This window comes from Pseudoalteromonas sp. G5_S1_14_S5, assembly GCF_054968605.1.
Genome location: NZ_JBQKUM010000036.1, coordinates 39,009 through 51,563, shown reverse-complemented (window position 1 = coordinate 51,563; position 12,555 = coordinate 39,009). Strand labels below are relative to the sequence as shown.

The following is a 12,555-nucleotide window of genomic DNA, read 5'->3' as shown; positions in this document are numbered from 1 at the left end:
GCAATGATTAGATAGTACCACCCCTATCCATTGCTGCAATGAATAAGCTTCCTGTTATGAAAATTAGCTGTGCCACTTAAGTATACCAAAATGACACCGGTCATTTTTGGCAATAAAACAATATATGTCATAATATAAATGACACACCCTATAAAGTCATAACTTAAACGTCATAGAAAGGGCATTATGTACATATTTGGATACTTAAGAGCATCAACAAGTGAGCAGGATGCAGGAAGAGCAAAAGGCATTCTTTCTGATTTTGTCGAACAAAAAGGCATGCGTGTTGCCGCTTGGTATGTTGAGCAAGAATCTGGAGCTTCACTGCAAAGACCAAAATTACTTCAATTACTCAATGATGCTAAAAAAGGGGATGTCATCATAATTGAGCAGATAGATCGACTTTCACGTTTAAATGAAGCAAGTTGGTCTAAATTAAAGGAAATGCTGTACGAGAAGGAATTGAAAGTCATCAGCCTAGATTTACCGACCAGTCACATTGCATTGGCCCCGGAAATTTCTGATGAGTTCACGAACTCAATGATCAAAGCCATCAATAACATGATGATGGACATGTTGGCTGCAATTTCTCGAAAAGATTATGAAGATAGACGCCGACGCCAAAAACAAGGCATCGAGAAGGCCAAGAAAGAAGGGAAGTATCAAGGAAGAAAGCCAGATTTAGAGCTGCATGAAAAAATCTACAAGCTTAGAGTGGGTAACCAGATGAGCATCAACGAGACAGCCAAAATGATAGGCGTCTCAGCGAGAACCGTTGTACGTGTCGTTAAGAAGATGAATGCTCAGCGCGAAGGTGAGTAGGTGAGTAGGTGAGTAGGTGAGTGTATCCTACTTAGGTTTAGGCTCTGTGATGGCAGACAAAGTGAATTGGAATAGTGAAGCTTCACCTACCTTGTCGTTGAGAGGCTGTGTCTTTGATTTTGACAGCGAAGTTACTACGACTAATACCCAATAACTTCGCGGCTTTTGTTTGATTGCCACGAGTATGCACAATTACGGCTTTACAAACTTCATCTTTGACCATCGCCATGACCCAGGAAACGTCGGTATTTTGGGCTTTATCGAGCAACATCGGTTCAAGGTAGGTTTGTAAGTGTTTCTGGATAGCCTTGTGGCTAATGATTTTATTATCTTTGTTCATTGAGTGGGAGTGAGACTGATGAAAGGCTAAATTATCACCTACCACTATTGATAAATCAATCAGCAAAGCTCGAGATATGGTGTAATCGATTCGTGCAAAAGCAACTAGATAGAGTTTACCAGTGCTCAACACAACAAATACCTTCATGAATAGTTTAATGAGTTCTTGTTTATGTATGGTTTATGCTGGCTTCTATATGCTTGCATGTAGAGTCAGTATAAAGCCGACAGAGCGAAGCGGCGTCAGTATCACTAATATAGAGAAAACTGTTCATTTTGAATGTTTAAGATCAAAAAATCAGGCGAAACAAAAGGGAGTGACAACTCCTTAACATTTATTGGCGTTCTGTAATTAACTGTCAAGTGGGAATTGGTGAGTATTGAGAGGGAAGCTGGGTGATTTCTGCCATTCCGTAGCTATTAGAGAATGGAGCCTGCAAAAATCACCCTAATTTGGACTATTGAACATATTCTACATAACACGCCTGTATTTGTGGTGCGCTATATAAATATCTAGAATATTCCTGAAATAGAAGTTACAAGTCCATCAATAAGCACTGGTTTTGCTTCTTCGAAATCCAGGTTCACTTTATTAGCATTAGAGATTATTCGGGTCTGAAATCTCATTTTATTATCATTCGTTGTTAATGCCGTTTTTGTGCTACTTGAGGAACCACTCTTTATGTCTGCTATCTCAGTTGTTTGTACATTATGATCTTTCTTTTCTACAATTTGAATATCAGTAACCATTGCGTAGTTAACATCTTCGACCATAGAATCTGCAACAAGTCCAATCGCCCCACCAATCAAGCCACCCGCAGCTAAACTTCTAGAACTATTAGAAAATGCTGCACCTCCTAGTGCTCCTATTGCTGCACCCGATATAGCACCGCCATAACCTGAGCTAAGAAAACCTTGAGATTCCCGTAAATCCATTTTATCTAATTTAAGAATATTTGTCTGAATCCAATAATGAGCACTATTTGGGTTCTGAACCACTTTATATCCTTTAGAACTCAACCTGTTGTTTAGATCATCTATTAAATCAATTTGTTTATCGGTTGTATTTCTTACTTGCACGAATATTGTCCGCTGCTCTGAACTAACAGGATCAAGCCAAATAGTATCTGACATCTGAGTTTTAACTTCCAAATTACGTTTTTTCACAGCTGTTGAGACTGCTGAACAGCCAGATAGAGCTAGGATTGATGCTAATGCAACAGTAATAATTGATGTCTTTTTATATTTCACAGTATATCTCTTTAAGTTACAAATACTCACTCAATTGTATATGTAGTTAAATGTTTATCAATCGATCGCTATACATGGTGTGATACAGATTTATAAAACTTATACATTGGGTTTATCCCGCTCGGCGCAATCCCGTAGCTGGCGTAGCCAGTCGGAGGGTGAGCAAGCGGAATATCTACTTAAATTGAACTTTGGCACGGTCACCGAATATTTTATTTTTTCGTCTAGATCGATCAAGTTAGCCGTGGGGGATGACACTGACGCGCTACGCTTGTCGGATTTGAGCGATGGATAACTATTCGTTCGTACCTCACGAAAGTTACCCACACACAAATCAGGTGTGACTGATCTTTTGTTAATTAATTCTTATGTCTATTGATTCTCTTGTTTTACTTACCCTGATATCTGTAGGATTCCCTTTAAATAATTCTTTAGGAATCCATTACTTAAAATCTTTAGGGGGTGGGTAAAAGGTGAGTTTCTTATTGTTTTGATAGAAAATTCAGAAGGATTTTTGCTCTACTAAGATAGTGTTTAACACTGTTTTGAGAAGAAGATCACACTGGTATTTGTCTAGGTGTGGTGGAGCCTACCGAGCTAACGGCATGAATGAAGCTTAATGGAGTTATTCAGGAGGTGTATAATCTTCCCATTCGGGTTGATAAGAATCTTGTGAGGTCGCTTTATGTATTTCATTAAGCGTACGATCTACATGTGCGACTCTTGAGTTGGCAGCAGCTTGTCGAACTTGTTTTTCTTTTTTCTTTTTTCTCAAGTTACGGTTGAGCATGGCTTTGGCTTTGCTGTAGAACAGCCCAAATTTCTCAAGGACAAATTCGTACTTGTTAGCAATTTGTCGTGGTGCAGCTTCGCCCTCTACTTGAACGAACTGAGCGGTAGATATTAGACGACCTGACTTTTTGGCCTTGCTAATTAACTCTGTAACGTAATTAACGCAACGCCCCATTCTTGCAGCGATCTGTTTTCGGTTTGGGAATGCACATTGATTAGAAAGGTTGTAAAAGGTAGATATAGCAATGAGTAAGGCTTTTTCATCGGCCGGAATGCTCTCATCGCAAGCAATTACATCAGTCAACTGGTTGTGATGTTCTAGAGGCGTTAAGGTTTGATTAGTTGATGTCATGACACATACCTTCTACATCATACCATGAGTGTGTTTTAACACTGGTTGAATGTGAATGCAGACTGTGTCTATTTTTAGTGAGTTGCAGATTGCAACTTGTTTGATATTTCATATTTTAGATTCCGTAAGGTTTTAGGAGTATCTGGATTGAGAGTCCAGATGATTCAAATTTACAGAAGATCTCTTTAAAGATCAAATCTTAAATTTTAGATACAAAAAAGCCGTCTACTTACGGGAAGACGGCTTCTTGCAAATGCTTTATAGTTGATTTCTCACGTCAACACATTTTAATTTCTAAAAAATACACTACATAGAAAGCTATGTAGTAACGTGCTATGTAATGCACTTTACTTTAGAAACTAAGACAATTATATATACTATACCTCTTAAGTAAAGTAAAGATTAGTCAATTTTTGTCGAGTAGTGAACTACTTGCCCCAGGATTTTTAGCTTATCTAACTCATCAAACCTATAAAATTCATCCTGATAATAACTGTTGTAGCTAGATACTCTAATTTGGTGTTTATTATATGACAATATTTTTACTCTTATCTGCCCATCTTGCATAAATACGTACATTTTTCCATCAACTATTTGTTGCCTAGCTTTATCAATAACTAATATCGAATTTTCACTTAAAACAGGCTCCATCGAATCTCCTACTACGCAGAGACACATTAGGTTTTTTATTTTCACATTGCTTGGTAAGTCTGTTACGTGGATCAGTTTGTATTCTTCATTTATACAAATACTTCCATCTCCTCCTGCTGCTTTTACATTTATATAAAATGGAATAGCTTGAAACTCTTTTTCGCATTCACTGTTAGTCAAACTTATTTGTTTACTCTCAAGCTGGTCTATTGATATCTGGAATATGTCTGCAAGACGCAATAAGTTTAGGCTTTTGGGGTGTGATTTACCGAGCTCCCATTGAGATATTGTAGATTTTGTCACTCCGACTAAGCTCGCCAACGCTTCTTGGCTTAAACCTTTGTCTTTCCGATATTTTTTTATCTTGTTGCTTATTGAGTTACCCATAACTGTAATTAGTTTTATTTCGAACTGATAATTCTTATTGTCGCTCTTAATTTGTAGTTTTTTGTATTATTTGCGCTTTACAAAACTTTACCTCGGTTGTTTTTTGTCTTATTATCGCCCCATACAACTGATCAAAAACACAGATATGCATTTAGATTAATTTGATTGTCAATGAATCATGAATGAAGGAATCGAAGGTCGATGATGACAAAAGAAACCGGTATTTCAGTAAACGTAAAACTTGGTGATAAGCACAATGCGATACTCAATAATTCTAAAAAGTTGAGTGGAAGAAGTAAGCGTCAGGAGGCGGCCAAGCGTTTGGCTGATCATCTAGAGCGTTACGGTGCTCAATGGGAGCTACCTGTTAGCCAAGATAAGAACTGATTTTTTTTGCTTCTCATGATCCTATTTCAGGATTTGATTGGCATGCAAATTCTGGTTTCGTTGGAGCGGTTAGGCTGCCGCTCCAACGAGGCCCAAAGCAACACTATGGTCAAAGGACGCGGCTTCGCGGCCTGGGATAGACCTTAATTTAACCCAAATAAATTAGAGCATGTGTACGCTAACCTGAAAAATGGAACGGACAAGCGTAGGCCGATACTGTCAGGGTCGGGAATGTGTCCAGTTTTAGCCCTTTCGCGGGGACTAATAAGCCTAGATTGCGAGGGAGCGCACTGTTTCAGTGCGCTTTCCTTTGCCTTTTTGTACAGAAGGCAAAGGAAACCCATCAAAAGGAGCGCACTATGCTGGCGATTATCTTTGCGGCCTCGCAAAATCATGACCTTAATTCGTTTGCTGGACCTATCAATCAACATCTGTGCATTAAGCGAATCAAACCCTGTGGTCACGTCGATGGCCAAATCCTCTTTGCTGCACTGGTCGAGTCTCCTGAGCCGATCACATCGATTCCACCCCAGGAATTTCAGTTATTAACGATCCACACACCGACACTAAGAGCTCGTGGCTTGAAGAGGCCCGTCTCCGATATTGGTCAATCTCAGAAGTCAAAACGCGCAATGAAGCGCTACCTTCGCGCTGAACAAAAGCGCACCTTGTCTGAACACTCGTGGACCCAATTTTTTAAACGTAAGCACGTCTTTAACGCTTACCACGCGCCGTTACATTCGTAACCCGCCTCACACTCATTCCATTTATCTCTCTTTTGCCCTTAACCCACAGCCGTGAGTTGAGGGCATTGGTATCGGCCAACTTTGGCTACTTCTGCCCTTATGGGCTTACTTATCTATGAAAATAAGGAACTTTGCACATGCAAATGACAACTCCTCACGCCCGTGGGCGTCTTTTACTTCTGCTCGGCATGGCGACGCTGTGTGTCTTGGCCACGGAGCCTGCCATGGCAGCGGCCACGGATTTATTCGCCACTGGTAAAGAGATGGTGAAGAAAAACGCCGGTGACGACTCGGGGATCGAAACCGCAATGCTGGGTTTTTCTGCGCTCAGCGCGGCTGTGGTGGGCATCACCTCGCGTAACTGGTTTGGTGCGGTCGGCGGCTTCGCTGGCGGCATGATGTTTTGGGAAACGGTCAAACCGCTCGTCGGGTTGGCCTAACACGGAGGCGGCGTAGCCATGAATCTCAATGCGCAGTATTACTCAATACCCAAGTACCTCAATTCGGGCAAGCGGATGTGTGGTTTACCTCGTGAGGAGCTGCTTCCCGCGCTGTGTATCTTCGTACTCGGCTTTTTTGCCAAACACTATGCCATTGGCTTTGTGTTAGCGGCCGCCTGGTTTATGGGGCTTCGGTACATCAAAACACAATACGGTGAGCACATCGTCGCGTACGCCCTTTATTGGTGGGGCAGCGCTTCGATAAGTCGCTTAGTGTTTCAGCATACGCCGCCTTCAATTCAGCGTTATTGGTTGTCTTAAGGAACAGCGATGGAGATTTCAAACAAAAAAGACCTGTTGGCGATGAGCAAGTTGCTCAATGTGTTTTTGGCGGTCGGGTTTCTGCTCGCCAGCCTCACTAGCGTAGGGCTGGGCGGCGCGCTCGCCTACCTGTCTTTCAAAGAGAGTCGAACGTTAGTGCCGCCCACGCTCTCGCGCGCGTTTTCGGTCTCCGATGGCGATGTCGATGAGGCGTATTTGTCGTTGATGGGCAGCTATTTTCTGCACCTGAAATACGATCTCACCCCCGCCAGCGTTTCACGTCAATACGGGTTACTGCTCGATTATGTGCCCGCCCCTTACTGGGCCGATATTCAACCATCGTTGGTGTCGGACGCCGAGCACATCATCAAAAGCAACATATCGAGCCGGTTCGTCCCAGACAACGATGGCACCTTAGTGGCGCTCGAATCGATGCAATTTAAGCAATCGGGCACCCTGTACAAAAGTGTGGGGGATCGAGACTTAGCGCCCGAGCCGGTGACGGTCGTGGTTCAGATGGCCTACCCCAATGGGGTGCTTGAGCTCGTGGGTATCAAAAAAGAAGGAGTCCCATTGTGACACGTTTTTTCATTATGGTGCCGTTACTGGCGGCGCTGTTGAGCCCTGCCGTGCTGGCGGACAATGTCGCCAAGCGCGTGATTGATTTCACCGATGGAGACACCATTCCCGTCTCGCTCTCATCGCTCAACATAAACCGGTTAATGGTCAAAGGCGATAAAATCGTTAACCTCACTTGTCCGAGCGGGTTTTGTACGACCACCGCCAACCAAAAAGACAAAACGGGCTCGGTGTCGCTCAAAATCAACATTCAATTGCCGTTTAATGTGCATGTGACGACCCAAAAAGGGCGCGTTTTTTCATTGTTTGTGAGCCCGAAAAAGACGCCGTCGGGGGTGACCGAGTTTGCGCCCAGTGATGCCGATAGGCTTCGCCCTTCGGTTTTTGAACGTGAGTTTGATTATCCGACGGCGCTCGCGCAGTTCACCAAAAAAATGATGCTTTGGCAGCGAGACGCCACGCCGATTGACGGTTTCTCTGTGCATCCGGTCGACCCAAGCACGTTAGAGACTAAGTCCGGCGACTTACCGTTAACCCCTCAAGTGGTGTTTGTGGGGCAAGACTACTCAGGCATCATTTACGACGTCCACAATCGAACAAGTGACGCGGTCACGCTCACCACGGCGCAGTTCTACAGTTACGCGGCGCGCAGTGCGGCGCTCGATACGCTGACGCTCGCGCCTGGCGAGCATACTCATCTGTATTTAGTGACGGGCGGAGGAGTCAGCGATGTTCGATAAAATCAAAGCTCGGTTTTTTGATGATAAAGACGGCGATTTTGAGCGCGGCGGCGACATCAATGCCGAGACGACCCAGCGTAATAAACATCTGACAACGGTGGTGATGAGCACGTTGGTGATTATCGTCCTTGGGGTGTATCAGTATACCCGCCCGAAAGCCGTCACCGCGGCGCCAGAGCAAGCCGTGACCTTTGGTGCCATTGTCGATAAAGACTTCACCGATAAGGACAACCAATCGGCGTTGTCTTTGCAGCAGCAGTTGATCGCAACGCTCAACAAAGAGATGCGCTCGCTCAAAGACACCATGGTTCGCCTTGAAAAAGACACCGAGCACCGCATCGACAGTGCGAAAGAAGATACCGCGTCTCTGGTCGAAGAGCGCGTGCGCCGTGAGATGCAAGGGACGGTCGATGCGCTGCAAGCCAAAATCACCGAGCTGCAAGCCAGCGCGCCGCTCGCGCCGGATAATGACAGGCATCAAGGGGCCATCACCGGTGATGAGTGGCTAGGCGAGCCGGAAACCTTTGGGCAAGCTAAGCTGCCACCGCGTCCTATCCCGACCTCCCAGAATAACCCCGACATGGACCGCATGGCCTATTCTGATCGCCAGCAACACGCGTTCGCGCCGTCTCAGTTCGACAGTACCGATTTTTCCTGGGCTGAGGAAGTGAGCCCGGCAAAGCGCACTATCGATAACTACGTCCCCACGGGCACGTTTGTGACCGCGGTGGTCACCGGCGGGGCCGACGCCAATGCGGGGGTTCTGGGTCAAGGGGACACGACCCCAGTGGTGCTGCAAACGCTCAACGAAGGCATTTTACCGAATGGAAAAAAATCCAAGCTGAAGGATTGTACGGTCACCGGGGCGACCTATGGGGAGATCTCTTCGTCGCGCGGCATCGTTCGCACCAACCGCATGAGCTGTATCTTCGACAACGATGAGATATTGGATGTGGCGGTCAAAGGCACCGTGTTCAACTTTGGGCGCAATGGCATCCGCGGCACCACCATTTTGAAAAACGGGAAAGTGGTGCAAATGGCCGGTTTGTCGGGGATTTTAACGGGGCTTGGCGAAGCGGGGAAAGGTTTGTCAGAGACGACCTCAACGTCGGCGTTAGGCGCCACGTCCAGCGTGTCTGGTGAAGACATTGGGCTCAACTTACTGGGCAATGCGACCGCGTCCGTTGGCGCGAAATTGGCCGACTATTACATTGGGCTCGCGGAGATGTACCACCCGATTGTCGAGATTAACCCTGGGGCCATCGTGAACATCGTGTTTTTAGAAGGCTTTCCCCTCGATCCGATTGCGGCTGCCGAGTACGAACAAGCTCAAGCGGAGACCCATCAGTCTCAATCCAATCAAATCATGGAGGTGATCAGCAGTGTCACCGAAAACCCATTAGCCAACCAAATCAGCGCGCAAGGCATTCAAGTGCCCCCGTCGCCGTTTGGCCATCAATAAGGAGGCGCTATGCGCGTATTCTGGGTGTTATTGCCCTTACTTTTAAACGGCTGCGCCGCCGGTCTTGGTGAAGACTTCAGTTGTACTCAGGTCGGTGGGGTGCCCGGATGCACCACCATGGATGAGATACGTCGTCAGCCTCTTGGCATGACGGCGAAAGCGGCTGCCCCGGCCCCTGGTAATGTGTTTTTGACCTTGCCAAGACGGGATCGACAAGGCGCGCCAGCGCGCACCGACGATGTAGTGAAAAAAGTCACGGTGTTTCCGTTTGTTGATCCGCTCGGGCATTACATCGACACCACCGACATCTACGTGATTCTCGATGAGAGCCGCTGGACCGGGCGACCGCCCCAAGCCATTTGGAAGGATTAATCATGCTAAGAAAACGTTTCAAGGGGGCCGCGTCATTGGGGCTTGATGCGCTGGTCAAAGACGCCAACCGCCATCAAAACCACCTGCACCATGAGCTGCCTTATCGCGAATTTGATGGGGAGCGTCAGATTTTTCACAATCGCCATTCACGCGGGTTTGCGCTCAAGCTGTCGGTGTTGGGCGGGGCTAACGACGAATTGGTGGCCTCACTCAATAAGATGGTGATGGATTTTCCTCAAGGGGACAAATGGGATTACCAGTTATCCATGTTTGGCCATCATCGCGTGGCGCATTTTTTGGAGGCGAACGGTGAGGCGATGGCTCAGCGTGGCGGGATCTGCCGCCGCTTGGCCGAGGAGGAGGTGCGATACGCCGGCTTTTCTGCCACACACGGGTTTTTCCACCGACAGAGGCACCGATTTGATTTGCGCGATTACGAGGCGTATTTCTTTGTGTCGACGAAAGAGAAAAAAGACGACAAGCTCGATGACGTGCGCGCCGCGATGGAAACCGTGCTGCTGCAACTGGGCGTGGAGACCGAGCGAGTGACGCCGGCAACCTTGGTGACCTTTGCGGGCGATCTCTTAAATTTCGATGCCACGCAAGACCGCCCCCAAACGCGAGAATATAACCCTTTTGATCCCATCAACCGCCAGGTGCTCTCCCCCGACACCGAAATGCTCATCAAACGCGACCACATTGCCACGCGGTTCACCAACTCGAAAGGCCAAGAGACCCGAGGACGCACCGTGTGTTTAGGGCTGGCGCAAGCGCCGACCGATTTTCGGTTGTATGCCATGCCCGAAGCGTTCGCTTCACTGCGTAACGTGTCCAAGATGTTGACGTGCCCTCATGTGTTGACCTTGAGTTTTCGTCACAACGTCACGGGCAATTTTGAGCATGAGAACAACAAAAAAATCAGCGACCTGACCAAAACCTTGAAGTCACCGATGGCCATCCTCTCCCCGACGGCCGGCGATGAGCTCGAAGAGCGCACCGCCCTACAAAAAGGCTTGGCCGATAAGGCGACCACCGTCTGTTCAATGGTGTTGAATTTAACCTTGTTCACCTCCAAAGCGCAGCAACGCCGTGACGTGCAAGCGGCCAAAGAGGCGTTCCGAGCGACAGGGCTCGACATCAAAGAGCAGATCATGATGCAAAGTCAGAGCCTGCTCAGCGCCTTACCGTTTTTGATGAGCGAAGGACTGTGGGAAGACTGCGGCCGCGCGGGGCGGGTTCGGACGATGAAAAGCGCCAATGTGGTGAATTTTTTTCCTATGGTGCTCGACTTTAAACGGTTAGTCAGTGGCATGCTGCTGCCCACCATGCGTGGACAGGTGTCGTTTTTCGACCCGTTTCACTGTGGCAGTGACAACAAAAACATCGCGCTGACCGGCGGCTCAGGCGCGGGAAAAAGCTTTTTTACACAAGGCTTGGTGCGCAGCGTGTACGCCAAAGGGGGCAAGTGTTGGATCTTAGACAAAGGCGACAGCTACAAGAAGCTGACCTTGATGCTGGGAGGCTCGTACCTCAATCACAGCAACATCTTCTTAAACCCGTTTACGCACTTAGACCAACTCCAACGTCATGCGCCGAGTGAGTGGGACGACAGTGAGCGGGTCGATCCGATGAAAGAGGCGCTCAGTAACATCACCGCGCTCTTTGCCACCATCGCCTCGCCCCATGCCGAGCTGGAAGGGTATCAGACCGCCGTACTCGGTGATGGGATCTTAAGAGCCTGGGAGCAGCACGGCACGGCCACGCAAGTCGATGATGTGCAAACGCAATTGTTTGAGTTGGCCAAAGAGCATGGTAATGACCGACGCATTCGCGATATTGCGGTGCAGCTCAATAAATATTGCGCCGATGGCGTGTATGGCGACACGTTCAATCGACCGTCGATGCTCGATCCCAATGTCGACATCACCACATTGGAGCTGGAAGGGTTTCCCGAAGACGTGTTACGTCCGGTGGTGTTTGCCCTGATTGTGTCTATCAACCAGCAAATGTACCTATCGGGCTCTCGCTCAACGCCGAAGATGTGCATCATCGAAGAGGCGTGGAGCTTGATGTCGGGCACCAACGCGCAAACCCGCACCTTCATTAATACCGGTTATCGCACCGCCCGTAAGTTTGGGGGCTCATTTTGTACGGTCACCCAAGGGACAGGCGATTTCTTCGTCAATGAAGAGGCGCGGGCCTCCTACGACAACTCGGACATTCATATTACGATGCGACAAGGCGAAGGGTTTGAGAAGTTTTTGCAAGACAACCCGAAAACCTTCAATGAGATGGAGCAAGGGATCATCAAAAGCTTTCCGCGCGCCTCAAAAGCTGGCTACAGCTGCGTGCGCATCAAAGCGGGCGGTCACACCACCTATCATCGCGTGTTTTCAGACCCTTTTACGCGCGCGTGTTACAGCACCGATGCCCACGAGTTTGAATATTGTGAGCAGCTTATTCAGCAAGGAATGGACACCCTAGACGCCATTGAAGCCACGGCGCAGCACTTCTATGGCCAAGAAATTACCGACTACCAACGCGCCCTTTCTCAACAAACGCAAGGAGCCCTTCATGACGCATGAGTTACACCGCCTGTTTAGCGTCTTGTGCCTGAGTGTGGCCGCTTCGGTGGCCACCACTTGGGCGCTGGACACGCCGCCTCCCCTGGTCAGCTTTGATGTCAAAAGCACCCTCGACCAGTACCACAAAACGTTACTGGACTCGTCTTTGACTGTCCCAGAGCAAGCCGACAAATTGGCGGCGTTTGCCGAGGTGATGAACGAGGAAGTGGCGCGTTACGCCAAGGCGCACGGTCAAGTGGTGCTCGTCAGCGCCGCGGTGGTCGATGGCACGCCGGACATCACCAACCACATTCAACACGCCATCATCGAGCGTTATCAACCGTAGGAGG

15 protein-coding genes are annotated in these 12,555 nt (G+C 47.8%); 11 read left to right on the top strand and 4 right to left on the bottom strand.

From position 1 onward, the window contains the following. Positions 1 to 186: 186 nt before the first annotated feature. On the top strand, positions 187 to 822 hold the full coding sequence (locus tag ACTRWI_RS12455; RefSeq protein WP_499131795.1) for a recombinase family protein: 636 nt from the start codon (positions 187 to 189) through the stop codon (positions 820 to 822). Positions 823 to 904: 82 nt separating this feature from the next. Here ACTRWI_RS12455 and ACTRWI_RS12450 read toward each other — a convergent pair whose 3' ends face one another. From ACTRWI_RS12450 to ACTRWI_RS12435, 4 genes are all read right to left on the bottom strand, one after another. Next, entirely contained in the window at positions 905 to 1,291 is a 387-nt protein-coding gene (locus ACTRWI_RS12450) for a helix-turn-helix domain-containing protein (RefSeq protein WP_499131793.1), read from the bottom strand. Between the two features lie 383 nt (positions 1,292 to 1,674). Then, complete coding sequence (gene traT, locus ACTRWI_RS12445) at positions 1,675 to 2,412, bottom strand: complement resistance protein TraT (protein ID WP_499131790.1); 738 nt, start codon at positions 2,410 to 2,412, stop codon at positions 1,675 to 1,677. Positions 2,413 to 3,037: 625 nt separating this feature from the next. Then, positions 3,038 to 3,556 (bottom strand): hypothetical protein, encoded by a 519-nt coding sequence (locus ACTRWI_RS12440; protein WP_499131788.1) that lies wholly within the window; start codon positions 3,554 to 3,556, stop codon positions 3,038 to 3,040. Between the two features lie 402 nt (positions 3,557 to 3,958). Beyond that, entirely contained in the window at positions 3,959 to 4,594 is a 636-nt protein-coding gene (locus tag ACTRWI_RS12435; RefSeq protein ID WP_499131786.1) for a S24 family peptidase, read from the bottom strand. A 201-nt stretch (positions 4,595 to 4,795) separates the two neighbouring features. On the opposite strand from ACTRWI_RS12435, the gene ACTRWI_RS12430 reads away from it, so the two are divergent. The 10 genes from ACTRWI_RS12430 to ACTRWI_RS12385 all read left to right on the top strand — a co-directional run bounded on the left by ACTRWI_RS12430 (position 4,796) and on the right by ACTRWI_RS12385 (position 12,551). Further along, positions 4,796 to 4,981, top strand: a complete 186-nt coding sequence (locus tag ACTRWI_RS12430; RefSeq protein ID WP_435250646.1) for a TraY domain-containing protein — start codon at positions 4,796 to 4,798, stop codon at positions 4,979 to 4,981. A gap of 359 nt (positions 4,982 to 5,340) precedes the next feature. Next, positions 5,341 to 5,727 (top strand): hypothetical protein, encoded by a 387-nt coding sequence (locus ACTRWI_RS12425; protein ID WP_499131783.1) that lies wholly within the window; start codon positions 5,341 to 5,343, stop codon positions 5,725 to 5,727. A 137-nt stretch (positions 5,728 to 5,864) separates the two neighbouring features. Beyond that, the gene (gene traA, locus ACTRWI_RS12420; RefSeq protein ID WP_499131781.1) at positions 5,865 to 6,167 is read left to right on the top strand and encodes a type IV conjugative transfer system pilin TraA; all 303 of its coding nucleotides are present in this window, start codon (positions 5,865 to 5,867) and stop codon (positions 6,165 to 6,167) included. An 18-nt stretch (positions 6,168 to 6,185) separates the two neighbouring features. Further along, a complete protein-coding gene (gene traL, locus ACTRWI_RS12415; RefSeq protein WP_499131779.1) occupies positions 6,186 to 6,488 on the top strand; it encodes a type IV conjugative transfer system protein TraL in 303 nt (100 codons plus the stop codon). A 9-nt stretch (positions 6,489 to 6,497) separates the two neighbouring features. Next, positions 6,498 to 7,067, top strand: coding sequence for a type IV conjugative transfer system protein TraE (gene traE, locus ACTRWI_RS12410; RefSeq protein WP_499131777.1), 570 nt, complete (start codon positions 6,498 to 6,500; stop codon positions 7,065 to 7,067). Then, positions 7,064 to 7,807, top strand: a complete 744-nt coding sequence (gene traK / locus ACTRWI_RS12405) for a type-F conjugative transfer system secretin TraK (protein WP_499131775.1) — start codon at positions 7,064 to 7,066, stop codon at positions 7,805 to 7,807. The genes traE and traK overlap by 4 nt, the downstream gene beginning before the upstream one ends. Further along, positions 7,797 to 9,269, top strand: a complete 1,473-nt coding sequence (locus ACTRWI_RS12400; protein WP_499131773.1) for a TraB/TrbI/VirB10 family type IV secretion system protein — start codon at positions 7,797 to 7,799, stop codon at positions 9,267 to 9,269. Before traK ends, ACTRWI_RS12400 begins: the two co-directional genes overlap by 11 nt. 9 nt (positions 9,270 to 9,278) lie before the next feature. Beyond that, positions 9,279 to 9,641, top strand: coding sequence for a type IV conjugative transfer system lipoprotein TraV (traV, locus tag ACTRWI_RS12395; RefSeq protein WP_499131771.1), 363 nt, complete (start codon positions 9,279 to 9,281; stop codon positions 9,639 to 9,641). A 2-nt stretch (positions 9,642 to 9,643) separates the two neighbouring features. Continuing rightward, positions 9,644 to 12,226 (top strand): type IV secretion system protein TraC, encoded by a 2,583-nt coding sequence (gene traC / locus ACTRWI_RS12390; RefSeq protein WP_499131770.1) that lies wholly within the window; start codon positions 9,644 to 9,646, stop codon positions 12,224 to 12,226. After that, entirely contained in the window at positions 12,216 to 12,551 is a 336-nt protein-coding gene (locus ACTRWI_RS12385) for a TrbI F-type domain-containing protein (RefSeq protein ID WP_499131768.1), read from the top strand. Before traC ends, ACTRWI_RS12385 begins: the two co-directional genes overlap by 11 nt. Positions 12,552 to 12,555: the final 4 nt, after the last annotated feature.